The 26,849-nt window shown below is 61.4% G+C and carries 21 protein-coding genes; 10 read left to right on the top strand and 11 right to left on the bottom strand.

Annotation, left to right across the window (positions count from 1 at the left end; all coding sequences use genetic code 11):
• The first annotated feature begins 13 nt into the window (after positions 1-13).
• The 5 genes from aat to PCO31010_RS15065 all read left to right on the top strand — a co-directional run bounded on the left by aat (position 14) and on the right by PCO31010_RS15065 (position 4,383).
• Entirely contained in the window at positions 14-778 is a 765-nt protein-coding gene (gene aat, locus PCO31010_RS15085; RefSeq protein ID WP_150664948.1) for a leucyl/phenylalanyl-tRNA--protein transferase, read from the top strand.
• A complete protein-coding gene (locus tag PCO31010_RS15080; RefSeq protein ID WP_150664947.1) occupies positions 775-1,563 on the top strand; it encodes an arginyltransferase in 789 nt (262 codons plus the stop codon). The genes aat and PCO31010_RS15080 overlap by 4 nt, the downstream gene beginning before the upstream one ends.
• A 163-nt stretch (positions 1,564-1,726) precedes the next feature.
• Complete coding sequence (locus PCO31010_RS15075) at positions 1,727-2,755, top strand: quinone-dependent dihydroorotate dehydrogenase (protein ID WP_150664946.1); 1,029 nt, start codon at positions 1,727-1,729, stop codon at positions 2,753-2,755.
• 51 nt (positions 2,756-2,806) lie between these two features.
• The gene (locus tag PCO31010_RS15070) at positions 2,807-3,604 is read left to right on the top strand and encodes a transporter substrate-binding domain-containing protein (RefSeq protein ID WP_150664945.1); all 798 of its coding nucleotides are present in this window, start codon (positions 2,807-2,809) and stop codon (positions 3,602-3,604) included.
• 119 nt (positions 3,605-3,723) lie between these two features.
• Positions 3,724-4,383: an amino acid ABC transporter permease gene (locus PCO31010_RS15065; RefSeq protein WP_150576883.1), complete on the top strand. Its 660-nt coding sequence runs from the start codon at positions 3,724-3,726 to the stop codon at positions 4,381-4,383.
• A gap of 109 nt (positions 4,384-4,492) precedes the next feature.
• Here PCO31010_RS15065 and PCO31010_RS15060 read toward each other — a convergent pair whose 3' ends face one another.
• The 3 genes from PCO31010_RS15060 to PCO31010_RS15050 all read right to left on the bottom strand — a co-directional run bounded on the left by PCO31010_RS15060 (position 4,493) and on the right by PCO31010_RS15050 (position 8,311).
• Positions 4,493-5,902, bottom strand: a complete 1,410-nt coding sequence (locus PCO31010_RS15060; protein ID WP_039399033.1) for a lactate utilization protein B — start codon at positions 5,900-5,902, stop codon at positions 4,493-4,495.
• A gap of 85 nt (positions 5,903-5,987) precedes the next feature.
• Positions 5,988-6,713: a (Fe-S)-binding protein gene (locus tag PCO31010_RS15055; RefSeq protein ID WP_039399035.1), complete on the bottom strand. Its 726-nt coding sequence runs from the start codon at positions 6,711-6,713 to the stop codon at positions 5,988-5,990.
• A gap of 101 nt (positions 6,714-6,814) precedes the next feature.
• The gene (locus PCO31010_RS15050; protein WP_150664944.1) at positions 6,815-8,311 is read right to left on the bottom strand and encodes a hypothetical protein; all 1,497 of its coding nucleotides are present in this window, start codon (positions 8,309-8,311) and stop codon (positions 6,815-6,817) included.
• Positions 8,312-8,594: 283 nt separating this feature from the next.
• Between PCO31010_RS15050 and PCO31010_RS15045 the strand changes: the two genes are divergently transcribed.
• Complete coding sequence (locus tag PCO31010_RS15045) at positions 8,595-9,422, top strand: IclR family transcriptional regulator (RefSeq protein WP_150664943.1); 828 nt, start codon at positions 8,595-8,597, stop codon at positions 9,420-9,422.
• 121 nt (positions 9,423-9,543) lie between these two features.
• Here PCO31010_RS15045 and pbpG read toward each other — a convergent pair whose 3' ends face one another.
• The 4 genes from pbpG to PCO31010_RS15025 form a co-directional block, all read right to left on the bottom strand.
• The gene (gene pbpG / locus PCO31010_RS15040) at positions 9,544-10,812 is read right to left on the bottom strand and encodes a D-alanyl-D-alanine endopeptidase (protein ID WP_150664942.1); all 1,269 of its coding nucleotides are present in this window, start codon (positions 10,810-10,812) and stop codon (positions 9,544-9,546) included.
• A 188-nt stretch (positions 10,813-11,000) separates the two neighbouring features.
• Positions 11,001-11,798: a nitroreductase gene (locus PCO31010_RS15035; RefSeq protein ID WP_246184613.1), complete on the bottom strand. Its 798-nt coding sequence runs from the start codon at positions 11,796-11,798 to the stop codon at positions 11,001-11,003.
• 88 nt (positions 11,799-11,886) lie between these two features.
• A complete protein-coding gene (locus PCO31010_RS15030) occupies positions 11,887-12,945 on the bottom strand; it encodes a DMT family transporter (protein ID WP_174984767.1) in 1,059 nt (352 codons plus the stop codon).
• On the bottom strand, positions 12,942-13,883 hold the full coding sequence (locus PCO31010_RS15025; protein ID WP_150664941.1) for a histone deacetylase family protein: 942 nt from the start codon (positions 13,881-13,883) through the stop codon (positions 12,942-12,944). Before PCO31010_RS15025 ends, PCO31010_RS15030 begins: the two co-directional genes overlap by 4 nt.
• Positions 13,884-14,387: 504 nt before the next feature.
• On the opposite strand from PCO31010_RS15025, the gene PCO31010_RS15020 reads away from it, so the two are divergent.
• On the top strand, positions 14,388-14,948 hold the full coding sequence (locus PCO31010_RS15020; protein ID WP_150576875.1) for a phasin family protein: 561 nt from the start codon (positions 14,388-14,390) through the stop codon (positions 14,946-14,948).
• 269 nt (positions 14,949-15,217) lie between these two features.
• Here PCO31010_RS15020 and lpdA read toward each other — a convergent pair whose 3' ends face one another.
• The 4 genes from lpdA to aceE all read right to left on the bottom strand — a co-directional run bounded on the left by lpdA (position 15,218) and on the right by aceE (position 22,132).
• Positions 15,218-16,990: a dihydrolipoyl dehydrogenase gene (gene lpdA, locus PCO31010_RS15015; protein WP_150664940.1), complete on the bottom strand. Its 1,773-nt coding sequence runs from the start codon at positions 16,988-16,990 to the stop codon at positions 15,218-15,220.
• A 20-nt stretch (positions 16,991-17,010) separates the two neighbouring features.
• Positions 17,011-17,592: an Ntn hydrolase family protein gene (locus tag PCO31010_RS15010; protein ID WP_039403532.1), complete on the bottom strand. Its 582-nt coding sequence runs from the start codon at positions 17,590-17,592 to the stop codon at positions 17,011-17,013.
• Positions 17,593-17,670: 78 nt separating this feature from the next.
• Positions 17,671-19,347 carry a dihydrolipoyllysine-residue acetyltransferase gene (aceF, locus tag PCO31010_RS15005; RefSeq protein WP_150664939.1) on the bottom strand — a complete coding sequence of 559 codons (1,677 nt, stop codon included), beginning with the start codon at positions 19,345-19,347 and terminating at the stop codon, positions 17,671-17,673.
• A 97-nt stretch (positions 19,348-19,444) separates the two neighbouring features.
• The gene (gene aceE, locus PCO31010_RS15000) at positions 19,445-22,132 is read right to left on the bottom strand and encodes a pyruvate dehydrogenase (acetyl-transferring), homodimeric type (protein ID WP_150664938.1); all 2,688 of its coding nucleotides are present in this window, start codon (positions 22,130-22,132) and stop codon (positions 19,445-19,447) included.
• Positions 22,133-22,474: 342 nt separating this feature from the next.
• On the opposite strand from aceE, the gene PCO31010_RS14995 reads away from it, so the two are divergent.
• From PCO31010_RS14995 to folD, 3 genes are all read left to right on the top strand, one after another.
• The gene (locus tag PCO31010_RS14995) at positions 22,475-24,958 is read left to right on the top strand and encodes a PAS domain-containing sensor histidine kinase (protein WP_224786829.1); all 2,484 of its coding nucleotides are present in this window, start codon (positions 22,475-22,477) and stop codon (positions 24,956-24,958) included.
• Positions 24,955-25,602 carry a response regulator transcription factor gene (locus PCO31010_RS14990; RefSeq protein WP_039399048.1) on the top strand — a complete coding sequence of 216 codons (648 nt, stop codon included), beginning with the start codon at positions 24,955-24,957 and terminating at the stop codon, positions 25,600-25,602. The genes PCO31010_RS14995 and PCO31010_RS14990 overlap by 4 nt, the downstream gene beginning before the upstream one ends.
• A 299-nt stretch (positions 25,603-25,901) precedes the next feature.
• The gene (folD, locus tag PCO31010_RS14985; protein ID WP_150664937.1) at positions 25,902-26,753 is read left to right on the top strand and encodes a bifunctional methylenetetrahydrofolate dehydrogenase/methenyltetrahydrofolate cyclohydrolase FolD; all 852 of its coding nucleotides are present in this window, start codon (positions 25,902-25,904) and stop codon (positions 26,751-26,753) included.
• Positions 26,754-26,849: the final 96 nt, after the last annotated feature.

The following is a 26,849-nucleotide window of genomic DNA, read 5'->3' as shown; positions in this document are numbered from 1 at the left end:
GGTTGACGTCGTCATGGTCGTCTGGCTCGAAGCAAACGATCCCTTCCCTTCCGTAGACGAAGCGCTCGACGCATCGAGCGATGCGCCGGGATTACTCGCAGCCGGACTCGACCTCTCCCCGCAACGCCTGCTTGCCGCGTATCGGCAGGGCATCTTTCCGTGGTACTCGCAAGGCCAGCCAGTCCTCTGGTGGAGCCCCGATCCGCGTATGGTGCTGAGGCCCGAGAACTTCGTCGTCAGTCACAACTTCCGAAAATTGCTGCGCCGCGTGCTGCGCGACGACGCCTGGGAAATTCGCCTCGACGTCGACTTCTCCGCCGTCATGCAGGCGTGCGCCCAAGCGCCACGTCGCGGCCAGGACGGCACGTGGATCACCCCCGCCATCGTCAACGCCTACCGCGCGCTGCACGACGCCGGGCTCGCACACAGTGTGGAGACCTACTATGAAGGGGAGCGCGTCGGCGGCCTGTACGGGGTCGCGCTCGGGCGCATGTTCTACGGCGAATCGATGTTTGCCAAACGCACCGACGCCTCGAAAATCGCGCTGGCCGGGCTCGTCTCGTTTGCACGCACACACGCAATAGAGGTGATAGACTGCCAGCAAAGTACCGCGCACTTGGCGTCACTTGGTGGTGGCGAAATCCCCCGTCAGGCGTTTCTGGCGCATGTGCAAAAGGCGGTCGTGGCCCCCGCGCCGGTCTGGCGTCTGGACAAACAGATGCTCAGCGCACTGGCCTACGGTAACGCAGCAGACAAGGCTCACGAGGTTTCGCAGTGACCCATCCGAACGAACTGCCGCTCTCCCCGCTGTCCGCCCTTCAGTTCTACGCAACGGCGCCATACCCCTGCAGCTATCTCGACAATCACACCGCACGCTCGCAGGTCGCCACCCCCAGCCATCTGATCAATTCGGACGTCTATAGCGAACTCGTGCGCTCCGGCTTTCGTCGCAGCGGCGTGTTCACGTACCGCCCGTACTGCGACGGCTGCCGCGCCTGCGTCCCCGTGCGCGTGCCGATCGCCCGCTTCGTCCCCAATCGCACGCAGCGTCGTATCTGGAAGCGTCACGCAGCACTCGCCGTCAACGTTTCCGGACTGCACTACACCGAAGAGCACTACCAGCTCTACATGCGCTACCAGTCGCGACGCCACGCTGGCGGCGGCATGGATCACGACAGCCGCGAGCAGTATGAGCAATTCCTGCTGCAAAGCCGCGTGAACTCGCGTCTGGTGGAATTTCGCGAGCCGCCGGGCCACCAGGGGGCGGGCACGCTGCGCATGATCAGCATGGTCGACATCCTGAGCGACGGCCTGTCGTCGGTCTACACGTTCTTCGATCCGGATGTCGAAGGGGCGTCCTACGGCACGTACAACATCCTGTGGCAGATCGAGCAGGCGCGCGCGCTCGGACTCCCTCACGTCTACCTCGGCTACTGGATTCAGCAGAGCCGCAAAATGGTCTACAAAGCAAATTTCCGCCCGCTGCAAGGCCTGCTCGACGGCCAATGGCAAGACATGCCCGAGGCCATGCTCGACGCCGCCGGTCAGTCACCGGGTCAATAGTCCGCCCGCCTGTCGCACTGGCCGCTTCGCGTCAGTGCGCATCGCGCTCATCCGTCATCCGCAACTACGCAAAACAGGAGTACGCAGAGCGTAGAAAAAGACGCGCTCCGCGCCCGGGATACCGGTAAAATGGCGGTTTTCCGATTCTGCCGAACCCGACATCGTGCTTGCGCCTCTCTACCCTCTGGCCCGTCGCGCCCTGTTCTGCCTTGACGCCGAACAAGCCCACCATCTGACGCTGGCTACGCTGCGCGGCGCCGCCTCGCTCGGCCTGGCCGGTCTCGTCGGTCAGACGCTCCCCGAATCGCCTCGCACGGTCATGGGTATCCGCTTCCCGAACCCCGTCGGCCTCGCAGCCGGCCTCGATAAGGACGGCAGCTGCATCGACGGTCTCGCCGCCCTCGGCTTCGGTTTCGTCGAAGTGGGAACGGTGACGCCGCGTCCGCAGGCAGGTAATCCGAAGCCGCGCATCTTCCGTCTGCCGCAAGCCGAAGCCATCATCAACCGCATGGGCTTCAACAACGGCGGCGTCGAGCAATTCCTTCAGAACGTGCAGTCCGCGCGCTACAAGGGGCCGCTGGGCCTGAACATCGGCAAGAACGCCGATACGCCCATCGAGCGCGCCGTCGACGACTATCTGATCTGCCTCGAGAAGGTTTATCCGTACGCCACCTATGTGACGGTGAACATCTCGTCGCCGAACACCAAGCACCTGCGTCAACTGCAAGGCGGCGACGAACTCGACGCGCTGCTCGGCAAGCTCAAGGAGAAGCAGCGCGCGCTGTCCGACCGTCACGGCAAGTACGTGCCGATCGCCTTGAAGATCGCACCGGATCTCGACGACGAGCAGATCAAAGTGATCGCCGGAACGCTCACACGCCACGGTTTCGACGGCGTGATCGCCACGAACACCACGCTCTCGCGCGAGGCCGTCGCGGGCCTGCCGTACGCCAACGAAACGGGTGGACTGTCGGGGCGTCCGGTGTTCGACGCGTCCAACCGCGTCATCCGCGCGCTGGCCACCGAGCTGGGCGGCGCACTGCCGATCATCGGTGTCGGGGGCATTCTGTCGGGCGCGGACGCACAAGCGAAGCTCGATGCAGGCGCCAGTCTGGTCCAGGTGTACAGTGGCCTGATTTACCGCGGCCCCGAGCTGGTGCGAGAATGCGTGCAAGCGCTGCGTACGGCCTGACAGGCCGAACGTCAGCGTCCCCTTCATTTGACACAGGGATAACCAGACATCATGAAATCCTGGCTCAAGACGCTTTGCCTCGTACCGCTGGCCGCCGCTGCCCTCATCGGCACGTCGCCCGCTCGCGCCGCTGACCTGCTCGACACCGTGAAATCAGCGGGCGTGCTGAAAATCGGCATCGAAGGCACCTACCCGCCGTTCAACTATCGCGACAAGTCCGGTCAGCTCGACGGCTTCGACGTCGATGTCGCCAAAGCCGTGGCTCAGCGCCTCGGCGTGAAGCCCCAGTTCGTCACGACCGAGTGGAGCGGCATCATCGGCGGTCTTCAGGCAGGCAAGTTCGACGTCATCGTCAATCAGGTCGCCATCACCGACGAGCGTAAGAAGTCGCTCGACTTCAGCGAGCCTTACACGTACTCGGCAGCGCAACTGATTCGCCGCAAGGACGACAAGCGCGAATTCAAGACGCTTGAAGATCTCAAGGGCCATAAGCTCGGCGTAAGCCTTGGCAGCAACTACGACAAGATGGCCAAGGCAGTGGCCGGTATCGACGTGCGCACCTACCCCGGCGCGCCCGAGTACCTCGCCGATCTCGCCGCAGGCCGTGTCGACGCCGCGCTCAATGACCAATTGATGATGGCGTATCTGCTTCAGAACGCCAAGCTGCCGCTCCAGGCAGGCGCGGTGCTGCCGGGCACGAATCAGGCGGTCGGTATTCCGTTCCGCAAGGGCAATCCGGCATTCGCCAAGGCTATCGACGACGCGCTGACCGGCATGAAGCAGGACGGCTCGCTCGCCAAGATCGCGCAGAAGTGGTTCGGCAAGGACACGTCCAAACCGGCGCAGTAATACGGTAACGACGGCGATAGAGACGACAATCGCGTCGGACTCACGGCCGGCATCACGCCAATGTTGCGGATGCCGGCCGTTGTCTATCCGTCGCAAGACATTCCCTAAGACACTCCCCCATGAATCCATTCGAACTCGCGGCCCAATCCTTGCCAGTGCTGTTGCAGGGCACCGTGCTCACCATCAAGTTCGCATTGATGTCGATGGTGTTCGGTCTGGCGATCGGCATCATCGTGGCGGTCATGGGCATCGGCAAGGTGCGCGTGTTCCGAGCCATTGCGCGTGCCTACGTCAGTATCATGCGCGGTACGCCGCTGCTGGTGCAGATCTTCGTCATCTATTACGGTCTGCCGGGCGTCGGCATCTCGCTCGAACCGACGGCCGCCGGCGTGCTAACGCTCAGCCTGAACGTCGGCGCCTATCTGTCGGAGAGCATGCGCGGCGCGCTCGAAGGCATGCCGCGCGGACAATGGCTCGCGTCGTACAGTCTCGGACTGTCGTACTGGCAAACGTTGCGTTACATCATCGGACCGCAAGCGCTGCGCATCGCCGTGCCGAGTCTCGGTAACAGCCTGATCAGCCTGATCAAGGACACGTCGCTGGTCTCCGTGATTACCGTGACGGAATTGCTGCGCTCGGCACAGGAAGTCATCGCGTCGACGTATCAGCCGCTGCCGTTGTACCTCGCGTGCGCTGCCATCTACTGGGTGCTGTCGACGGGACTGTCGGCATTACAACGTCGCATTGAAAAGCGCCTTGCCCTGCCCTCACGTACCTGAACGCACCTAAACGGACCTGAGCACAGCCGAACACCACCGACTTCGGCAGGACGTAAAAAAAGCTGGCACTCCGCAGGGAGGCCAGCTTCTTTATTGAGCGTCGACGCAATCAGCGCGGCGCGCGACGCTCACGATACATCGCGCGGAACGTTTTGCCGCTCGGCGCAGGCATCTCGCGTGTATCCGTCCATCCACCAGCGAAGGGCAGCTTGGAGATACTCCCCCGATCGCGCCCCATGCGCTTCAACGCCCACGAACCGAGGCCCGAGAGCGTAGCGTACAAGCGCGGTCGACGCGCAGTAAAGGCCCACGCCGCCAGCGCCGCCCGCTCGCGCCACGGACGCAGACCGCGATCCACCTGACGCTCGCGCAGCTTGCGCAGCAAATCCGAAATCGGAATCCCCACCGGACAAACGCGATTGCACTCACCACACAGGGTCGCAGCCTGCGGCAGATCTAGCGTCTTCTCCAGCCCGACATAGCTCGGCGTGAGCACCGACCCCATCGGCCCCGGATACACCCATCCATACGCGTGGCCGCCGATTTTCTGATACACCGGGCAGTGATTCATGCATGCACCGCAGCGAATACAGCGCAGCATCTCCTGAAACGCACCGCCAATCAGACCGGAACGTCCACCGTCGACGATCACGAAGTACATGTGATCCGGCCCGTCGACCTCGCCCTCGGCGCGCGTACCGGTGAGCAACGAGAAGTAGTTCGACGTGCCCTGTCCGGTAGCCGAGCGCGGCAGCAAACGCATTGCCGTGGCGAGATCCTCCAGCGTCGGCAGCACCTTCTCGATGCCGGTGACAGCCACGTGCACGCGCGGCATGATCGTGCACATGCCTTCGTTGCCCTCGTTGGTCACCACGGCCACCGAGCCGGTTTCTGCGACGAGGAAGTTACCGCCCGTCACCCCCATGTCCGCCGACAGGAACTGCGGGCGCAGCATCTCGCGCGCCTCGCGGGTCATCAGCGGGATTTCGGTCAGACGCGGCTTCTGGTGCACGCGCGCGAACAGGTCGGCGACCTCGTCTTTATCCTTATGCACGACCGGCGCGATGATGTGCGACGGCGGCTCGTTGTCGTTGATCTGAAGAATGTACTCGCCAAGGTCGGTCTCGACCGACTGCACGCCCATATCGGCGAGCACCTTGTTGAGTTGCAACTCTTCGGTGACCATCGATTTCGATTTGATCACCTTCTTGACGTCGTGCTTGCGCGCAATTTCGGCAATCAGACGCGCTGCGTCCTGCGTCGACTCTGCGAACAGGACGGTCGCACCGCGTCGCGTCGCTTCGCGCTCGAAGATCTCCAGCCAGACGTCGAGATTTTCGATCCCGCGATTACGACGCTCCTTGAGCGCCTCACGCGTCGCTTCGAAGTCGATCTCTTCCATGGCGCTCGCGCGCGCTGTCACAAACTTGGTCGAGAGCTTCTTGAGGTTGGCTTGCAGACGCTGGTCGGCAAGCTTCTGCCCGGCACGCGCCTTGAATTGCATCGATTGAACTTGCATCGCGACTCACGTGAAGTGATGACGGCCTGCGCGCGCAGCGGTGGCGGCGCACACAAGCCAGAAGGTCGGGAAGATGGCGGCGCGCTCAGGCATCGCCGGCGAGCACCTGCGCAATGTGCAGCACGCGCGTGCGCGTGTCGCCGGTGCGGCGCAGTCGCCCTTCGATGTTGAGCATGCAACCCAGGTCGCCCAGCACGACGGCAGGCGCACCGCTGGCAGCGATGTTGGCGCACTTCTCGTCGACAATTGCCGTCGAGATATTGCCGTACTTGAGCGCGAACGTACCGCCAAAGCCACAGCACGCCTGACAGTCCTTCATCTCCGTCATCTTCACGCCGGGCATTTTGGCGAGCAGCGCGCGCGGCTGTGTCTTCACCCCAAGTTCGCGCAGACCGGAGCAGGAATCGTGATACGTCACTTCGCCGTTGTAGTCGCCGGGCACGGTGTCGACGTGTAGCACGTTGACGAGGAAGTCCGTGAGTTCGTACACGCGCGGACGCAGACGCTCATAACGGCCCATGAGTTCGGGATCGTCGGCGAAGAGGTCGCCGTAATGCGCCTTGACCATGCCGCCGCATGAGCCGGACGGCACGACGACGTAGTCGAACGATTCGAATTCGTCGAGGAATTTCTGGGCGAGGTCGCGAGCGATGGCACGCTCACCCGAGTTGTAGCCCGGCTGACCACAGCAGGTCTGGGAGTCGGGAATCACGACCTCGCAACCGGCTGTCTCGAGCAGCTTGAGCGTAGAAAAGCCAATCTCCGGCCGCATCATGTCGATCAGACACGTGACAAACAGTCCGACGCGCATTGGGGGAATCCTCTTTTCGGGAATAATGGGCCATTATAAGTCGCCGGGCCGAACCGGCCCAGCGTGGATTCCCGTATTCACCGCTCGCGGCCGGCAACGCTTCACGCTCTGGGCTGCGGCGGCATTTGCCGCGGGCGGAACGTTTCAAGCGACGTGGCACGTGCCATCGGGGCACGAGGTAGCCCTTCGTCATGACCAGACGACACGGGCCTTCCCTCAGGAATCCCCGGTTGGCGAGACGATTTGTCAAACAGGATCGTGTTGCGCAGTTCCTTAAAATTCTTGCGCAACGTCGAGACGTCACCGCGCATCGTTGAGAGGTCACCGCCCATCATTGAGAAGTCGGCGCGCATCGTTGAGAAGTCGTCGCCCATCGCCGAGACTTCACCGCTCAACTTCGAGACGTCACTGCTCAACTTCGAGACGTCGCCGCGCAGCGACGTTGCAGTTTGCGCGAGCTCCTGCCTGGTTTGCGCGAGCCCCTGCTTGATCGAACTGACGTCGTCTTTAATGCTGCGCAGATCTTCCGAGTGCTGATTTAGCGTTGCCGAACGCTGATTTAGCAATGCCGAATGCTGCTTCAGCGTTGCCGAGTTCTCCTTGAGCGTTGCCGAGTTCTCCTTGAGCGTTGCCGAGTTCTGCTGGGGTGTCGCCCAGTTTTTTTGTAGTTGCTGCCACACCAATCGGTCCTGATCGGCCTGCGTTGTCGAAATTCGTCCAGCTAACGTTGTGTACATGGCGGTCTCCTGATTGTTAATGAATTCCTTCGTCTGATCGAGAAGGCTTTCTACGGCCTTCCATCCCTTTTCTCTATCGAAACCTCGAATACTCCCCAAGCTCACACACCGAATCACCATGGTGACGCAGAAGCCGATGATCGCCACCACCCAGCCCGAAACGAGTAATGCAACACCCGAGACGATCGCCCCGGCAGCGTAAAGTCCCCCGTTGATCCCTTCGCGCTTACCATGATGCTTCCTGTCCGGCTTCACACTTGAGCGCGCCGCGTCCACGGCGCGCCGCATGTGTTCGATGAACGGTGCCGTTTGAGTGCGAAACGTCATACACCTACGCTTTATGTCTTCCAACGCCTCCCAGTTGGCAACGACACCGTCAATCGTGTCATTCTGAAGACCACCGGTCTTCGACACGAGCGACGCATACTCGCGCAACATCGTTTGCTCGTGCTCAAGCGCCTCGCTAAGCGACGTCAGAATCGTGAGCAATCGCCTGGCGGATGACGTCATGCGCTCCGCGCACGGTTCATCGAGTTGGTCCGCGACCATCGAGCAAAAGAATCCTGGCGAATCCGGCACAGTGAGGCATCGCCAAAATGGATCCCGTAGGCCACCACGCCAATATCCGGACGTTGCCTTGGCGTAAGACTTCTCGAATGCCGATGACAGCCTGTCAACCGCATAGGTGCTCCCTCCCATGGCGTGCTGCGCGTTTCGAATTTGCGTGAGTTGCGATGCAATTTCTTGGCGTTTCTGCGCGATCGATGCGCCCTTTTTGTACATCCGCTCCGGCAGCACGGAGTGATCGGCCGCCATCGAGAAGATCGAATACCCCGGATAATTTATATATTCGTCATGCATGCATTCCCTCCTTGTTGGTATCGGCACCCGCCCTCGCTGCGTCAAGGGCCAGACATCGTCGCGGAACTGAAGTGCATGGTAATGAGGCGAGCGACCACCCACTTTAGATTTCTGTCACCGAATGAACGCTACTCGTCACTCAATGCACGTTGTGGCGGGAGGCACTTTGTGTGCGTGGTAGCCAGTGGATGTCCGGCTTTTTACAGGAATCGTCTACCCGAAACCTGCGAATTTTTCACCATATGATATAGAATCGACGCTATACGAAACTCGGCCCTACCTCATGAAAGACGACACCAGTCAAGGCGCGGAGTCGCGCACGTCCATTCAGGTGATCGAGCGCATGATGCGTTTGCTCGACGCCCTTGCCGGACATGCCGATCCCGTGAGTCTCAAAGAGTTGGCGCAAGCCACCGAACTTCATCCGTCGACCGCGCACCGCATCCTGAACGACATGGTGGCGTGCCGCTTCGTCGATCGCTGCGATCCCGGCACTTACCGTCTCGGCATGCGTTTGCTGGAACTCGGCAATCTGGTCAAAGCGCGCCTGTCGGTGCGTGACGCCGCCCTCACGCCCATGCGCGGCTTGCATCGCATCACCGGACAGACGGTCAATCTGTCGGTCCGTCAAGGCGATGAAATCGTCTATATCGAACGCGCTTACAGCGAGCGCTCCGGTATGCAAGTGGTGCGCGCCATCGGTGGTCACGCGCCGCTGCACCTCACGTCGGTCGGCAAGCTGTTTTTGGCGGCCGACGAAGCATCGCGCGTGCGCGCTTATGCCACGCGCACCGGACTCTCGGGCCACACGCGTAACAGCATCACCGATTTGCAAAAGCTCGAACGCGAGCTGACGCACGTGCGCAAGTCCGGCTACGCGCGTGACAACGAAGAGCTTGAGTTAGGGGTGCGATGCATCGCCGCCGGGATCTACGACGACAGCGGTAAGCTCGTGGCAGGGCTCTCGCTCTCAGCCCCAGCAGACCGTCTTCAGGATGCCTGGCTGGCGAATCTGAACGAGACAGCACTGCAAATCTCGTCGTCGCTCGGCTTCCATTCGCCGAACCCGGATGTGGGTGGCAGCCTGTCGCAGGTCACAACGGCGGAGTGATTGGCCACGGGGTGTATAGCGTGATTTACTTGCGCTCTACACCCTGCGCCCATCCCATAGCACAAAACAAAAGGCGCTCCCGAGGGAGCGCCTTTCTTTTACATCTGCGGCGTGGCGCGAATTACAGCGCGTGTCCGTTGTTAGTCGCCACTTGTGCCGTCGGCGTGGTGCCTGCCGTACGTTGTGGCGTAGCACCGCCGCCTTCCAACAGCCACTTGCGAACACGTGTGGCATCGGCGAAGCGTGAATACTTGCCGGTCGAGTCCAGCAGAATCATGATCACCGGACGGCCTTCGACGTTAGCTTGCATCACGAGGCACTGTCCGGCTTCGTTGATATATCCCGTCTTCTGCAGGCCGATCTCCCAGCCCGAATGACCGATCAGATGATTCGTGCTCACGTAGTGCAGTTCGCGACGACCGGTGTTCACGTCGTAATTGCTGTCCGTCGAGAAACGACGAATCATCGGGTACTGATAAGCCGCCTTGACCATCTTCACGAGGTCACGCGCGCTCGACACGTTCTGGCTCGACAGACCCGTCGGATCGTTGAAGTGCGTGTCGTTCATGCCCAGTTGCTTCGCCTTGGCGTTCATCGCGGCGAGGAACGCCGGGCGGCCGCCCGGGAAGTAACGCGACAACGCTGCGGCCGCACGGTTCTCCGACGACATCAGTGCGATGTGCAGCATGTCTTCGCGCGACAGACGCGAGCCCACCGACAGGCGCGAACCCGTGCCCTTCTCGTAGTCGCGATCTTCGTCGGTCACTTCCATGACGTCGGTCATCGGCACGCCGGCGTCGAGCGACACCATCGCCGTCATCAGCTTCGAGATCGAGGCGATCGGCAGCACGGCTTGCGAGTTCTTGTCGAACAGCGATTCGCCCGTGCGCTCGTCGACCACGTAGGCGACCGAGGAACGCAGCGCAAGCGCGTCCGGCGTTTCATGCAGACCGAAAGCGCGGCCCGTCGAGAGACGCTCCGGGGCTTGCGGCGCAAAGTTGACAGTGCGATACGACGTCACGACACGGCGCTTGCCGTTCTTGTAGACGACGCGTTTGACGGCGACCTTCTTCGCTGCGGGTCCGTCATCCTCGACGGCAGCGAGCTTACGGGCTTTGCCGCTCGCCTTGGCGCTCTTCGTTTCACGAGCGGCAGGTGTGGCAGCGGCACGTTTGTTACCGGATTTGAACGTGGCGACGGCTTTCGTCGCCTTGGGATTCGCGCACGCGCGTTTCTGAGCGGCAGTCTTGGCCGTCTTCGGCGAGCATTCGCTCGTCTTACCAGCGGCGTGAACGACTGCCGGGGCACCGGCGGCGAGCGAGATCGCCACGACGGCAGCACCCCAGAGACGGGAGCGGCACAGACGCGCAAGGGTGGTGATCGCGTACATAGATTGGGAGTAGCGTGAGGTTGGCGGGCAACGAGTTTGGGAGAAGTTTAGTAACTTCCGAAAAAATAAGCAATATGAATGACTTAGCTGAAATACTTAAACCGGCATCTGGCAGTTTTGTGCAGTGCAACGCGCCAAATTACACATTCGCCAAATTTCGCAAAATTACGCCAACCTCTTGATATACGTCAGGTCAAAAAGTGCGCCCATTCGTCGAGCGGCGCGCGTTCGGTGACAAGACCGTTTTCCGCGGCGGCAGGGTCCGCATACCCCATCGCCATGCCACACACGACCATTCGGGTCTCCGGCAGATGCAGTTCCGCAGCAATGACCTGATGAAACGTGGCAAATGCCGCCTGCGGGCAGGTGTCCAGACCCCGCGCCCGCGCCGCGACCATCACGCTTTGCAGGAACATGCCGTAGTCCAGCCAGCTCCCCTGCTCCAGATGCCGGTCGATCGTGAAAAGCAACCCGACCGGCGCGTCGAAGAACGTGAAGTTGCGCGCGTGCTGTCCATGCATGCGCGCCTTGTCGGCACGACCGATGCCCAGCAAGCCGTATAGATCCCAGCCCACCTTGCGGCGCCGCGCCTGATACGGCTCAGTCCATTCGCGCGGGTAGTACGCATACTCCTCCTGATGCATCAACCGCTGCGCCGGATCGTTGAACGCATCCAGCAGACGCGACGTCAACCGTTTCAATACCTGTCCGGTGAGCACATAGGTTTGCCACGGCTGGATGTTGCTGCCGGAGGGCGCTCGCGATGCGACCGACAGGATGTCAGCGATCGTGGCTTGCGGCACCGGCGTCGGCAAATAGGCCCGGATCGAACGTCGACTACGAATCGCCTCGTCGACATATTTCACGCGCAGCCCGTCGTTCTCGTTGACAGACGAGGGATGCGTACTTTCCCCAGCCAGTGGCGTCGGTGCCGACGTCGATGTCTCGGCCGGGGCGCCATGGGGGCGCGCAGAGTGATGCTTCATAGCAATACGCTCACAACAAACTTCGAATGGAAGGCGGCGCCCTGCCCGGTTCGAACAAGGCGCGCAAAGTAGACGTCGCGCACGAGGCTTACGTCCCCGAAGACGTCGCGGCGGCCGTCGTCGCCCGCCGTTCGATGACGAGCGCGACGCCAAGGGCTGCGACGACCATACCGGCCGCACTCAGTGGCGAGAGCGTCTCGCCGAATAACAGCCACGCCATGACTGCGGTGGTCGGGGGCGTCAGATACATCAGGCTGGAGACCTTGGTCGCCGCGCCGTGACGGATCAGCAGAAAAAGCAGCGAAATCGCGCCGATGGACAGCGCCAGCACCGACCAGGCGAGCGCCCCGATCATCTCGAGATTCCACCGCACCTGCATCGTCTCCAGCGCCCATGCGGCGGGCAGCGTCACCACAAAGGCGGCGCCGAACTGCACGACGGTGCCCACACGTAAGTCGAAATGCGCACAGAAGCGCTTCTGATAGAGCGTGCCCGCCGTAATTGCGAAGAGGCTCAACACGCACAGCAGTACGGCGCCAGTGCCGACGCCGCGAACGCCCACCTTGTTCGCCACGACCAGGCCGACACCGATAAAGCCGCAAAGCAACCCCAACCACTGGCGACGCGACACCGGCTCGCCGACAACGCGCGCGAAGATCGCCGTCAGGAGTGGCTGAATGCCGACGACCAGCGCCGCCAATCCTGCGGGTGCCCCCTGTTTGATCGCGGCCCAGACGCCGCCGAGGTACACCGCCTGAATGAGAATGCCGGAGACGGCCAGGTGCGCGAGCAGCGGCCAGTCGATGCGTTGGTGGTGAGTCGCCGTCGTCGCAGCCGCACGCGTTACGTCACCGTCTATCGCGACCGGACGCATCGGCCACGGCGTGCGTGTGAGCAGCGCAATCGGCAACATAACGACCAATGTAAAGCCGAAGCGCCACGCGAGGAACGTCAGCGGTTCGGCGTTCGGCATGCCGTACTTCGCGACGATGAACCCGGTACTCCAGATCAGCACGAACCACCACGGCATGGTCGCGCTCCAGATCGCCGTGACCGAACCGGTCGACGCCATCGGGGCGCGTGCTGAACTCGATGCCGAAGTGGCCGACGGGGGCTGCGCAGGCGGGGCCGTCCGATGCTCGCTCATACGAGAACACCACCAACGCTTGCATGAAATCTGCCGTGAACGGTCCGATGGAACCGACTGGCAAGACGAATCGTGGCGAAATGCGCGGCAACCGTCTGGTCGATATCGCGACCGTACCCACCCGCCATCGCAATCGCCACCGGCAACCCACGCTCTGCGCAAGCCGTCAGCACACGGTGGTCACGTGCGAGCAGGCCATCGTGCGTCAGCGAGAGACGGCCGAGCCTGTCGTCTTCCAGCGGATCGGCGCCAGCTAGGTAAATGACGAACGTTGGCGTGAATTGCGCGAACAGATCCGTCAGCGCATGGCCGAGCGCGACGAGATATTCGTCGTCGCCGCAACCGTCGGGCAACGCAACGTCGAGGTCGCCGGTCGCCTTATGAAACGGGTAATTGTGCTCGCCATGCAGCGAGAGCGTGAAGACGCTCGGATCGTGCTCGAAAATGGCTGCGGTGCCATTGCCCTGATGCACGTCGAGATCGATGATCGCCACGCGTGTCCCCGGCCCCAGCTCGGCTTGCATCGCTCGCGCCGCAACGGCAGCGTCATTGAAGACACAGAAGCCTTCCCCGCGATCGGCGTACGCGTGGTGCGTACCGCCGGCCAGATTGGCCGCCACGCCGTCGGCTAACGCCGCGCGGCACGCTGCCACCGTCGCCCCGGCGGAGCGTCGGGAGCGCTCGACCATCTGCGGCGACCATGGAAACCCGATACTGCGCTGCTCTTTCGGATCCAGCTCGCCTGCACTTACGCGCTCGACGTACTCCCGCGAGTGCACTCGCCCGAGCATCACATCGTCTGCGGGCAACGCCTCCGTCAATTCGACGTGCGGCAGCTCACCGGCGACGCGTTCGCGCAGCCGAGCGTACTTTTCCATCGGGAAACGGTGTCCAGGGGGAAGCGGCAGAACGAAGTGATCGCTGTAAAACGCTTGCATCGATGCGAGAGGCCGACGAAACGGCGCGCGAAAAAGCGTTGAATGACAGCGGCACTGGAGAACGGCAGTCGCGAAGCATTCCTCTAAACGCAGGCATGCCAGACGCACGTGACCGCTCCGCCAGTGCCGGAACGAATCGATAGTACCATCGGCCGCCGGGGTCCGTCGGGGCGCCAAAGTGGTGCAAAATCCGATGCCGCATACGGTGCAAAGCCGCACCACGACAGGATTTGCGTCTTAATGAATGCTCGCCGCAACGCGGTGTCATCGATCCGTCACGGGATCCCAAGTCGCTGATTTTGTAAGCTTTTGTTGAATTTGTGCAACGCACAAAAATGACTTGACAGTCACAAAAATATCTCTAAACTTGCAATTGTGCGATGCACAAAAGAGATCGCACTTACTGAGAAGGCCCCAACCGTGTTTTCACCGGGATAAGGTGAGAACCAACGAGCGAACACGGAGTGGGTCGATATGTTGTGTATGACACCATAGGAGAACGCCATGTCGTTTCTGACCCCCGAGCAACTCGCCGCCGCACACAAAGCCAATCTGGAAACCCTGTTTGGTCTGACCAACAAAGCCTTCGAAGGCGTTGAAAAACTGGTCGAACTGAACCTGCAAGCCGTGAAGGCATCGCTGGCCGAGTCCGCATCGACCGCACAAAAGGCTTTCGCTGTGAAGGACGCGCAAGAGCTGCTCGCCCTGCAAGCCAACCTGGTTCAGCCGGCTGCCGAAAAGGCACTCGCGTATGGCCGTCACCTGTATGAAATCGCTTCGTCGACGCAAGCCGAAGTGACCAAGGTGGCTGAAGCCCAACTGGCCGAAGGCTCGCAGAACGTGCAAGCGCTGTTCGACAACCTGGCCAAGAATGCACCGGCCGGTTCGGAGTCCGCCGTTGCACTGGCCAAGTCGGCCCTGTCCGCTGCCAACAGCGCGTTCGACAGCGTCCAGAAGGCCACCAAGCAAGCCGTCGAAATCGCCGAAACGAACTTCGCTGCTGCGACGAACGTCGCCTCGAAGGCTGCGGCTCAGGCTTCGCGTGCTGCCACCGCCAAGAAGTAATCGATAGCGTCCTGCAAGTCGTTACCCGGGACGCCAACCGTTTGTCGCTGCACCCCCAAGTTGTAGCAACACCCAGTTGTCTCCTCGGTACCGCAGGTACCTTTCGAACCCGGCCCTGAGCCGGGTTTTCTTTTTTGTGCCGCATCATTCGCGAAAGTAAGAGGCACGCCGACCCGCTAGCGACGCCTAATAAAAAACCGCCACTCCCGAGGGAATGGCGGTTTTCTGTTCCTGCGCGCTCGCGTGCGCAGGGTGCCGAATGCGCAGTCTTACTTCTTGCGCGGCGGCGGAACGTCGGTGCAAACGCCTTCGTAGATTTCGGCGGCCATACCGACCGACTCAGCCAACGTCGGGTGCGGGTGAATGGTCTTGCCGATATCGACAGCGTCCGCGCCCATCTCGACGGCCAGGCAAAGTTCACCAATCAGGTCGCCCGCATGCGTGCCGACGATAGCGCCGCCGAGAATACGGTGCGTCTCTTCGTCGAAGAGCAGCTTGGTGAAACCTTCGTCACGACCGTTTGCAATCGCGCGGCCCGATGCGGCCCACGGGAACACAGCCTTGCCGAACTTAACGCCCTCGGCCTTGAGTTGGTCCTCTGTCTTGCCCGCCCAAGCCACTTCCGGATCGGTGTATGCCACCGACGGGATCTGGATGGCATCGAAGAAAGCCTTTTCGCCATGTGCGGCTTCCGCAGCAACATGTGCCTCGTGCACGGCCTTGTGTGCCAGCATCGGCTGACCGACGATGTCACCGATCGCGAAGATGTTCGGCACATTCGTGCGCATCTGGTTATCCACCGAGATGAACCCGCGATCACCCACCACCACACCAGCCTTCTCGGCACTGATTTTCTTACCGTTCGGGCTACGCCCCACGGCTACCAGCACCAGGTCGTAACGCTGCGGCTCTGACGGCGCAGCTTCGCCTTCGAACTTCACGTAGATGCCGTCGGCCTTGGCTTCCGCACCCACCGTCTTGGTCTTGAGCATGACACGACCAAAACGCTTGTCGTTCATCTTTTGCCAGACCTTGACCAGATCGCGGTCAGCACCCTGCATCAGACCGTCGAGCATTTCGACGACGTCGATCTCTGCGCCCAACGCGCTGTAGACCGTGGCCATTTCCAGACCGATGATGCCGCCACCAATCACCAGCATCTTCTTCGGAATCTGGCGCAGCTCAAGCGCGCCGGTCGAATCGACGATGCGCGGATCTTCCGGCAGGAACGGCAGCTTCACGGCTTGCGAGCCGGCAGCGATGATGGCCTGCGCGAACTTCACGACCGTCTTCTTGCCGTCCTTGCCGACGACTTCGACGTGATTCGCATCGAGGAATGCACCGACGCCAGTCACGACTTCGACCTTACGCATCTTCGCCATACCGGCCAAACCACCGGTCAGCTTGCCAACGACGCTTTCCTTGTATGCACGCAGCTTGTCGAGATCGACCTCGGGCTTCGCGAACGAAATGCCGTGGTGGCCCAGCGACTGTGCCTCTTCAAGCACGGCTGCCGTGTGCAGCAAGGCCTTCGACGGAATGCAACCCACGTTCAGGCAGACACCGCCGAGCGTTGCGTAGCGTTCGACGAGCACCGTCTTGCGCCCCAGGTCCGCGCTGCGGAACGCAGCCGAGTATCCGCCCGGGCCTGCGCCCAGCACGAGCACTTCACATTCGATGTCGGCGCTGCCGCTGTGCTTGCCAGCAACCGGGGCCGGTGCGCTCGCGACAGCAGCGGGTGCCGCTGCAGGTGCCGGCGCTGCGGCAGGCGCGGCTGCGGGCGCGGCGGCCTTGGCGGCGCCCGCATCTTCCGCTTCCACGATAGCGATCAAAGTCCCTTCACTGGCCTTATCGCCCACTTTGATCTTCACTTCCTTGACCGTGCCCGCCACTTCGGACGGCACTTCCATGGATGCCTTGTCGGATTCGAGCGTGATCAGCGACGCATCCTTGGCAATCTTGTCGCCGGGCTTGATCATCACTTCGATGACGTCTACGCCCTCTGCGCCGATATCCGGCACTTTGACTTCAATGAGACTCATGCGGGGTCTCCCTGTCGCATTTATGACTTGATGGTGGTATCGATCGGAAACTCATGTACCTGAAACGGGCCGGCCGAACTCTTGTCGAATTCCGCCCCCGCCTTCACGCCTGCTTCGGCGATGGCACGTGCGCTCAGATCCTGGTCGTAGAGGGCATACATGGCGCCGAGCGCGAAATTGCGCCCCGAACCGATCCCCCAGAACCGATCGAAAACGAACACTTCCCGGTAGGAATAAACCCCGTAGATCCCTGTCGGATTCGCGATCACGCTTGTGATCTGCGACGACTCGTACGGGTCGTCTTCCTCTTCCTTGGTGTTGAGGAAATACTCTTCCTTGAGCTTCTGATGGACCCGACAGAACGTGCGGAAAACTTCGTCTCGCGAATGGAGACGGCACTCATCCGCCATACCGGAAAGAATGGCACGCATGACCGGAAAATGCGCCGTCGTGCCAGCCAGACCGACATAGGAATCCCCCACGAGAAAAACCTTGCGGTTTTCTTCGTAGGATTGCGACAGCCGGGTATCGCCGAATGTGACGAGCGAATCGGCGGCAATGGCGATTTCCCCTGCCTTCTTGACGACTACCACGGTGGTCATGATGCCCTCCCCGTCCAGAATCCTGAAGCTTGCGCGAATGCCACCGACGCGCTCACGCGCCGTCGGCGGCAAAAGCCATTACAGCATCGCGCGACGGAAGTCCGCCAACAGTTGACCCAGGTAGGCGTTGAAGCGAGCGGCTTCTGCGCCGTCGATCACGCGGTGATCGTAGGACAGTGACAGCGGCAGCGTCAGTTGCGGCAGGAACTGCTGCTTGCGCTCATCCCACACCGGCTTCTGATACGAACGCGACAGACCCAGAATGGCGACTTCCGGTGCGTTGATGATCGGCGTGAAGGTCGTGCCTCCGATGCCGCCGAGCGACGAAATCGAGAAGCAGCCACCTTGCATCTGATCCGGCTTGAGCTTGCCTTCGCGGGCGAGCTTTGCCAGTTCCGACGTTTCGCGCGCGATCTCGAACACACCCTTCTTGTCCGCGTCGCGAACGACCGGCACCACGAGGCCGTTCGGCGTGTCAGCGGCAAACCCGATGTGGAAGTACTGCTTGAAGACCAGATTGTCGCCATCGAGGCTGGCGTTGAACGTCGGGAATTTCTTCAGAGCCAGCACGCAGGCCTTGATGACGAACGCAAGCATCGTGACCTTGATGCCAGCCTTTTCGTTTTCCTTGTTCAACTGCACGCGGAACGCTTCGAGTTCACCGATATCCGCTTCGTCGTTGTTCGTGACGTGCGGGATCATGACCCAATTGCGATGCAGGTTCGCGCCGGAGATCTTCTTGATGCGCGAGAGCGCCTTCGGCTCGACCGGACCGTACTTCGCAAAATCGACCTTCGGCCACGGCAGCAGATTCAACTCGCCACCACCTGCCGGCGCAGCGCCTGCAGCGGCCGGACGGTTACCGGAAAGCGCGCTCTTGACGAAGTTGCGCACGTCGTCGACGACCACGCGGCCCTTCGGCCCCGTGCCCTTGACCTGCGTGACATCCACACCCAGTTCACGTGCGAACTTACGCACCGACGGGCTGGCGTGGCTGATCGGCTGACTGCCTTGTGCTGCCACAGGGGCAGCGGCAGGTGCCGGTGCCGGTGCTGCTGCCGGAGCCGGAGCTGGCGCTGCGGCGGCAGGTGCCGGGGCGGCGGCCGGGGCTGCTGCCTTGGCGGGTGCGGCCGCCGACGCGGCAGCCGCACCTTCGAGCACGAGGATCAGTGAACCCTCGGAGACCTTGTCACCGACGTTCACCTTCAGTTCTTTCACCACGCCTGCGGCCGGGCTCGGCACGTCCATCGAAGCCTTGTCCGATTCCAGCGTCACGAGCGATTGCTCGGCGGTGACGGTGTCGCCCACCTTCACCAGCACTTCGATCACGGGCACGTCGTCATAACCGCCGATATCCGGCACCTTGACGTCGATCTTGCTGGTACCGCCGCTGGCGGCCGGGGCAGCAGGCGCTGCCGGGGCGGCGGCTGGGGCAGCCGCGGGTGCCGCTGCTTGCGGTGCCGCAGCCGGAGCGGCCGGTGCAGCCGCGCCATTTGCCTGTGTGCCCGAGCCGTTGGCGGTCTCGAGCGTCAAAATTACAGAACCTTCGGACACTTCATCGCCGACTTTCAGGCTCAGCGCTTTAATGACACCTGCGGCCGGGCTCGGCACGTCCATCGTGGCCTTATCCGACTCCAGCGTGATCAGGGCCTGCTCGGCGTCGATCTTGTCGCCTGCCTTCACCAGCACTTCAATTACGGGCAAGTCCTTGAAGTCACCGATATCCGGGACTTTCACTTCGATCACTTGACTCATTTTCCACAGTCTCCTCGAGGCTGCGCTTGACGTGCGGCACACGCCGGTCTGTCGCTGGGGGGCGACTGACCGGCACGCTCACCGCACGCAGCGGCCTTTAGACGGTCATCGGGTTGGGTTTGTTCGGATCCAGGTTGTACTTGGCAATCGCCTCGGCAACCTTGCTGGCCGGCAGCGTACCTTCGTCGGCCAGCGCCTTGAGCGCAGCAACCGTGACCCAGTTACGATCCACCTCGAAGAAGTGACGCAGCTTTTCGCGCGTATCCGAACGGCCATAACCGTCGGTGCCGAGCACGACATAACGGCCACGAACGAACGGACGGATCTGATCGGCATACGTACGAATGTAGTCGGTCGATGCAATGACCGGACCACGCGTATCGTTCAGGCACTTCTCAACGTGCGACAGGCGAGCCGTCTCGGTCGGGTGCAGCAGATTGTGACGTGCCACGTCGTTGCCTTCGCGAGCCAGCTCCGTGAAGCTCGGGCAGCTCCACAGATCCGATTCAACGCCCCAGTCGTTCTTGAGCATTTCGGCAGCGGCGATCACTTCGTTGAAGATCGTACCCGAACCCAGCAGTTGCACGCGCGGCGCCTTGCTGTTGTCCGTGCCGCGACGGAACGCGTACATGCCCTTCAGGATGTCGTTCTCCACGCCTTCCGGCATCGCCGGGTGTGCGTAGTTTTCGTTCATCACGGTGAGGTAGTAGTACACGTCTTCCTGATCCTGCACCATGCGGCGCAGACCGTCCTGAACGATCACGGCGAGTTCGTAGGCAAACGTCGGATCGTACGGCAGGCAATTCGGAATCGACGACGCCCACAGCAACGAGTGACCGTCTTCGTGCTGGAGACCTTCGCCGTTAAGCGTCGTACGACCGGCCGTACCGCCCACCAGGAAACCGCGCGCGCGCATGTCGCCAGCGGCCCAGGCCAGATCGCCGATACGCTGGAAACCGAACATCGAATAGAAGATGTAGAACGGGATCATCGTCTCGCCGTGCGTCGAGTACGACGTTGCGGCAGCGATCCAGTCGCACATACCGCCGGCTTCGTTGATGCCTTCCTGCAGAATCTGACCGCTCTCAGATTCCTTGTAGAACATCAGTTGATCCTGATCTTGCGGAATGTAACGCTGGCCGACCTGGCTCCAGATACCGATCTGGCGGAACAAGCCTTCCATACCGAACGTGCGCGACTCATCCGGCACGATCGGCACGATGCGCTGACCCAGCGCCTTGTCCTTGAGCAGCACATTGAGAATACGCACGAACGCCATCGTCGTCGAAATCTCACGGCCTTCGGCGGTTGCCTTGAGCAGTGCGTCGAATGCGTTCAGCGCAGGCACCGGCAGCGAAGCGGCCTTGGTGCGGCGTTGCGGCAGGTAGCCACCCAGCTCCATGCGGCGAGCGCGCATGTATTCCAGTTCCTTCGAACCTTCCTCGAACTTGATGTACGGCACGTCGGCGATCTGATCATCCGAGATCGGCAGCTTGAACTGGTCGCGGAATTTCTTGAGCGACTCCACCGGCATTTTCTTCTGCTGGTGGGTGATGTTCATGGCCTGACCGGCCTCGCCCATGCCGTAGCCCTTGATGGTCTTGGCCAGAATGACGGTCGGCTGACCCTTGTGCGTCGTGGCCGAATGATAGGCCGCGTAGATCTTGTGCGGATCGTGGCCGCCACGGTTCAGCGCCCAGATGTCTTCATCCGACCAGTCGGCAACCATCGCCTTCAAAGCCGGGGTGTTGAAGAAGTTCTCGCGAACGAACGCGCCGTCCTTCGACTTGTACGTCTGATATTCGCCGTCCACGCATTCCATCATGCGCTTCATCAGCAGGCCCTGCTTGTCGCGGGCAAGCAGCGAATCCCAACGGCTGCCCCAGACCACCTTGATGACGTTCCAGCCAGCACCACGGAATTCCGATTCGAGTTCCTGGATGATCTTGCCGTTACCGCGTACCGGGCCGTCCAGGCGCTGCAGGTTGCAGTTGATCACGAACACGAGGTTGTCGAGCTGTTCACGGCCAGCCATGCCGATCGCACCCAGCGATTCCGGCTCGTCCGTCTCGCCGTCGCCGAGGAAGGCCCAGACCTTGCGGCCCTCGGTCTTCACGATGTTGCGCGACTCGAGGTACTTCATGAAGCGAGCCTGATAGATCGCCATGATCGGGCCCAGACCCATCGAGACCGTCGGGAACTGCCAGAAGTCCGGCATCAGCCACGGATGCGGGTACGACGACAGACCGCCGCCGTCCACTTCCTGACGGAAGTTCTCGAGCTGCGTCATTTCCAGACGACCCAGCAGGAACGCGCGGCTGTACACGCCCGGCGACGAGTGGCCCTGCACGAACACCAGATCGCCACCGTGCTTGTCGGACGGAGCGTGCCAGAAGTGATTGAAACCAACGTCGTAGAGGGTCGCGGCCGAGGCGAACGAGGCGATGTGACCGCCGACGTTCGTGTCCTTACCGGCACGCAGCACCATCGCGATCGCATTCCAGCGGGTGTACGAGCGGATCTTGTGCTCGACGTCCTGATCGCCCGGAATACGGGCCTGCTGGTCGACGGGGATGGTGTTGATGTAGGGGGTATTTGCCGAGAAAGGCAGATGCTCGCCGTTGATGCGGGCGAATTCGATCAGCTTTTCGAGCAGGTAGTGCGCGCGCTCCGGGCCTTCGGCAGCCAGCACGCCTTCGAGCGAGGCCAGCCATTCTTGCGTTTCTTGGGGATCGGCGTCCGCAGGGGATACGATCTTCAGGGCTTCTTCAGGTACGGCGGACATGGTGTCTCCTTGTCTGTCGTTAGCGGGTTGGCGTAATGGTCGTAACCCGCTTCATGGACGGGCCTACCGGCATTTTTACCGGGGCATTGTACGAAGGTTATTCCCGCCTTCGCAAGCGAAATTTCAGATTACGATAGCAATTTTCATAATGCGGAAATCTGCTGCACTGCACATAAAATCAATGGGTTGCCGACACCATCAGATCACGATTTTTGGATGTACCGATCGGTCTCAAGGGTGATTTAAGCGGCCGTCTTACCAAAAAGATCGGACTCTTCCGAAAAGCAGTGCGCGACAGACTCGGACAGCGGGAAACCGGTCGGCCTGCGCTACAATCTCGCCATGCTTTCGCCACGCCTCGCAAACTCATCCCCGCCGTCCCGGTCCGCTGCTACGCCAGCCCGCTCCAACCGTTGGTTGCAGGGGTTTGCGGAGTCGCACTACTACTTGCTGGTACCGCTCGTCTCCATTGTGATCTTCCTGGTGGTGATGAGTTTGATTCTGTGGAGCCTGAACCGTCGCGAAACGGAGCAGCAGCAGGACACGCTTTATCGAAACGTCGCGTGGGCGCAGCAGCAGATCCGCCTCAATATGCTGGCCATTCAGGACCAGATCAGTTCCCTTGCCCGCGATACGGCGGCCAAACCTCAGGACGTGGCTCACTTCCAGAACACGGCAAGCGAGCTGATGCAAAATCATGCAGACATCGTCTTCATGAACTGGCTCGATGCCTCGCAACGGCCGAAGTGGGCCGTTCCGGCGGACTCCCCTTTCGCCTCGCGGCTACAAGGCTCGGCCCAGCATCCCATGGAGGACGAGCTGTTGGTGGCATTTCGCGCAGCGCGCGACTCGCGTCGCTCTGCCTACTCCACGCTGATCTACGACGCCTCGGGGGCCAGCTACATCGTCGTTCAGGTGCCCGTACTGCGCGAGCGCGAGTTCCTCGGCACGATCAGCGCGGTGTATTCCGTCGAGGGTCTGCTGATTCACGAGTTGCCCCAGGAACTCGGCGACAAGTTCAAGGTGTCGTTCATCGACACGCACAACAACGAACTGGCGACGACGTCTACTCGACCACCGCTGCCACGCGACGTGTCGTACGAGTTGTTACTCGATCCGCCCGGCCACAGTCTTGCTGTGCGCATCTACTCGTATCCGGCGGTCGGCAACTTCGTCAACAACACGCTGGTCTGGCTGATCGCCGGGTTGTCCTGCTTCGTGCTCTGGAGTCTTTGGAGTTTGTGGCGTCACACGCGCCAGCGATTCGAAGCGCAGCAGGCGCTGTTTAATGAGACGTCGTTCCGCCGGGCGATGGAGAACTCAATCGTGATCGGCATGCGAGTCCTCGACCTGCAGGGCCACATCACCTATGTGAATCCCGCGTTTTGCCGTATGACGGGCTGGGATGAGCCGGATCTCATGAACCGTGCGCCGCCCTACCCGTACTGGCCGAAGGACGATATTCACGAAATGCAGCGCCGCATCGATATGACGCTGCGCGGCAAGGCTCCGTCGCACGGTTTCGAAATTCGGGTACAGCGCAAGGACGGGACGATTTTCTACGCGCGTATGTTCGTCTCGCCGCTGGTCGATGCCCACGGCCGCCAGACCGGCTGGATGTCCTCACTGACCGACATCAGCGAGCCCAAACGCGCCCGCGAAGAACTCGCCGCTGCGCACGAACGGTTCACGACGGTGCTCGAAAGCCTCGACGCCTCGGTATCGGTGCTGGCCGTCGACAAGGCAGAGTTACTCTTCGCCAACCGCTATTACCGGCAACTGTTCGGCACGCGCCCCGAAGGCCACCTCGAGCTGTCGGGTGGGGGCGAATTGTCGCCGACGTCGCTCGACCACATCGACATGGTCGATGCTTTTGCCGGACTGCCCGCAGCGTCGCTGACCGATACAGCGGCGGAAACGCAGGAAATTTACCTGCCAACGCACCAGAAATGGTTCGAAGTCCGACGTCAGTACATTCAGTGGGTTGACGGTCATCTCGCGCAATTGCAAGTGGCGACGGACATTACAGCTCGCCGTCATGCGGAAGAGCTGGCCCGCCAGGAAGAAGAGCGGCTGCAATTCACCGGCCGTCTGACGACGATGGGGGAAATGGCATCGTCGCTGGCTCACGAGCTGAATCAGCCGCTCGCGGCCATCAACAACTACTGTATGGGCACGGCCGCCCTCGTGCGAGCTGGTCGCACGTCCCCTGAAACACTGCTGCCGGCGCTCGAAAAGACGTCTCAACAGGCGGTGCGGGCCGGGATGATCATCAAGCGGATTCGCGCCTTCGTGAAACGAAGCGAGCCGAAGCGACAACCGTCATCCATTTATGAGATCGTGGCGGATGCCGTCGGCCTCGCGGAGATCGAAGCACGTAAGCGGCGAATTCGTATCGTCACAGAGCTTCCGGCAGGACTGCCACAGATCAACGTCGACCCGGTGCTGATCGAGCAGGTCCTCATGAACCTGCTCAAGAACGCCGCCGAAGCGATGCACGGCTACACGCCCCCGCCGGGGCAACGACGCGACCCGACGGTGCGTTTGCATGTGGAGCGGCGGGATAAATCTGTTGAATTCCAGGTGTCCGATCACGGACCTGGGGTTGACGAAGCGACTATCGAACGATTGTTTGAACCGTTCTTTAGTACCAAGTCGGACGGCATGGGCATGGGCCTGAACATCTGCCGTTCGATCATCGAATCGCACCACGGCCGTCTGTGGGTAGAAAACAATGAAATCGACGGCGTGCGGAATGGTTGTACTTTTTGTATTCTGTTACCGTTAGAAAGCGATACGACATCCGGATCCGGGGGAGGACTATGACGACACCCAATATCAATACCGATCAAGAAACCGTCTTTGTTGTCGATGACGACGAAGCTGTCCGCGACTCGCTTCGCTGGCTTCTGGAAGCCAATGGATATCACGTGCGAGGGTTTGGCAGTGCAGACGATTTTCTGCAGTTTTGCGCAGATGTTACGCAAAGCAACCGCCCGAACAACCTGATTGGCTGCCTGATTCTCGACGTCCGCATGCCGGGCATGAGCGGACTGGAGCTTCAGGACGCCCTGATCGAGCGCGGCATCAACCTGCCGATCATTTTCGTGACGGGCCACGGCGACGTGCCGATGGCTGTCGAAACGATGAAGAAAGGTGCGACGGACTTCATCGAAAAGCCGTTCGACGAGGGCGAACTGCGCAAGCAGGTCGAAAACATGCTGAGAACCGCTCGCGAAGAGGCTGGCCGTCATCGCGAACAGCAAGCTGCGGAAGAACTGCTCAGGAAGCTGACGAGCCGTGAGCACCAGGTGCTCGAGCGCATCATCGCCGGTCGCCTGAACAAGCAGATTGCCGACGATCTGGGCATCAGCATCAAGACGGTCGAAGCACACCGCGCCAACATCATGGAGAAGCTCAACGTCAACACCGTTGCCGATCTGCTCCGACTGGCGCTGTCCAAGCGATAAATCGGATCGCCCTGCACCTCAGGAGGTGCAGGGTATCGAACCTTCGGGCACTGCGCTGATTCCCAGCTCGGTGCCCCTCCACCGACCGATCACCGGCCGCACCCTTCGGGTGTGTCCTTCCCCCTCGCCAACAGCACTTGCGCTAACACTGACGTTAACGCGTTACGCCGTGCGCCCCACTCCCGTGAGCCCCAGCGCGCCGGTATAATACGGTCTTTGCGCTTGTCGCCCGCCCGACCTGCGTCGCCGTATACGGCCCCTTGGGCCAGCCCCCTTCCTTCATACGATATCCACGCATCATGACCGCCACCCTCATCGACGGCAACGCCCTCGCCAAACGTATTCGTGCCGAAGTCGCCACGCGCGCCGCTGCACTCACCGCCCGCGGCCATCAACCCGGCCTCGCCGTGGTTTTGGTCGGCGAGGACCCAGCCAGCCAGGTCTACGTGCGCAACAAGGTCAAGGCTTGCGAAGACAATGGCCTGTATTCGTCGCTCGATCGGTACCCGGCGGATCTGACCGAGAGCGATTTGCTCGCACGAATCGATGAGCTGAACCGCGATCCGAAGATCAACGGCATTCTCGTGCAACTGCCGCTGCCGAAGCACATCGACAGCCACAAGGTGCTCGAAGCCATTGCGCCGGAAAAGGATGTCGACGGCTTCCACGTCTCGAACGCCGGAGCGCTGATGACGGGCGCACCGCTGTTCCGCCCCTGCACGCCTTACGGCTGCATGAAGATGCTCGAATCGGTGGAGTTCCCGCTGCGTGGCGCCGTCGCTGTCGTGATCGGTGCGTCGAACATCGTCGGCAAGCCCATGGCCATGATGCTGCTTCAGGCCGGTGCTACCGTCACCATCTGCAACAGCAAGACGCGCGATCTGGCCGCACATACGCGCAATGCCGACGTGATCGTTGCCGCAGTGGGCAAGCGCAATATCGTTACGGCCGATATGGTCAAGCCGGGGGCCGCGGTGATCGACGTCGGCATGAATCGTGACGACGAAGGCAAGCTCTGTGGCGACGTCGATTTCCACGGCGTCAAGGAAGTCGCAGGGTTCATCACACCGGTGCCCGGTGGCGTGGGCCCGATGACCATCACCATGTTGCTGGTCAACACGATCGAAGCGGCGGAGCGTGCGCTTGGCTGATCGCCAGGTGGACCGTTGACCAGAAGCGACGGTTTTTCACGCAGCGACGCCATATGGGGCGCGTACGGCCAACGGGTCGTACGCGCCCTCTTCATT

Origin of the sequence: Pandoraea commovens, from assembly GCF_902459615.1 — a bacterium.
GTDB classification, from domain to species: Bacteria; Pseudomonadota; Gammaproteobacteria; order Burkholderiales; family Burkholderiaceae; genus Pandoraea; species Pandoraea commovens.
The sequence above is the reverse complement of the archived record's forward strand: the minus strand, read 5'-3'. Positions and strand labels throughout refer to the sequence as shown.

Coding starts and splice junctions, on each gene's coding strand:
- PCO31010_RS15050 (WP_150664944.1), bottom strand. CDS start 8,311: ATGCATGACGAATATATAAATTATCCGGGGTATTCGATCTTCTCGATG.
- PCO31010_RS14990 (WP_039399048.1), top strand. CDS start 24,955: ATGACGACACCCAATATCAATACCGATCAAGAAACCGTCTTTGTTGTC.
- aat (WP_150664948.1), top strand. CDS start 14: ATGGTCGTCTGGCTCGAAGCAAACGATCCCTTCCCTTCCGTAGACGAA.
- aceF (WP_150664939.1), bottom strand. CDS start 19,347: ATGAGTCAAGTGATCGAAGTGAAAGTCCCGGATATCGGTGACTTCAAG.
- PCO31010_RS15055 (WP_039399035.1), bottom strand. CDS start 6,713: ATGCGCGTCGGACTGTTTGTCACGTGTCTGATCGACATGATGCGGCCG.
- PCO31010_RS15035 (WP_246184613.1), bottom strand. CDS start 11,798: ATGAAGCATCACTCTGCGCGCCCCCATGGCGCCCCGGCCGAGACATCG.
- aceE (WP_150664938.1), bottom strand. CDS start 22,132: ATGTCCGCCGTACCTGAAGAAGCCCTGAAGATCGTATCCCCTGCGGAC.
- folD (WP_150664937.1), top strand. CDS start 25,902: ATGACCGCCACCCTCATCGACGGCAACGCCCTCGCCAAACGTATTCGT.
- PCO31010_RS15060 (WP_039399033.1), bottom strand. CDS start 5,902: ATGCAAGTTCAATCGATGCAATTCAAGGCGCGTGCCGGGCAGAAGCTT.
- PCO31010_RS15010 (WP_039403532.1), bottom strand. CDS start 17,592: ATGACCACCGTGGTAGTCGTCAAGAAGGCAGGGGAAATCGCCATTGCC.
- PCO31010_RS15045 (WP_150664943.1), top strand. CDS start 8,595: ATGAAAGACGACACCAGTCAAGGCGCGGAGTCGCGCACGTCCATTCAG.
- PCO31010_RS15065 (WP_150576883.1), top strand. CDS start 3,724: ATGAATCCATTCGAACTCGCGGCCCAATCCTTGCCAGTGCTGTTGCAG.
- lpdA (WP_150664940.1), bottom strand. CDS start 16,990: ATGAGTCTCATTGAAGTCAAAGTGCCGGATATCGGCGCAGAGGGCGTA.
- PCO31010_RS15030 (WP_174984767.1), bottom strand. CDS start 12,945: ATGAGCGAGCATCGGACGGCCCCGCCTGCGCAGCCCCCGTCGGCCACT.
- PCO31010_RS15070 (WP_150664945.1), top strand. CDS start 2,807: ATGAAATCCTGGCTCAAGACGCTTTGCCTCGTACCGCTGGCCGCCGCT.
- PCO31010_RS15020 (WP_150576875.1), top strand. CDS start 14,388: ATGTCGTTTCTGACCCCCGAGCAACTCGCCGCCGCACACAAAGCCAAT.
- PCO31010_RS15025 (WP_150664941.1), bottom strand. CDS start 13,883: ATGCAAGCGTTTTACAGCGATCACTTCGTTCTGCCGCTTCCCCCTGGA.
- pbpG (WP_150664942.1), bottom strand. CDS start 10,812: ATGTACGCGATCACCACCCTTGCGCGTCTGTGCCGCTCCCGTCTCTGG.
- PCO31010_RS14995 (WP_224786829.1), top strand. CDS start 22,475: ATGCTTTCGCCACGCCTCGCAAACTCATCCCCGCCGTCCCGGTCCGCT.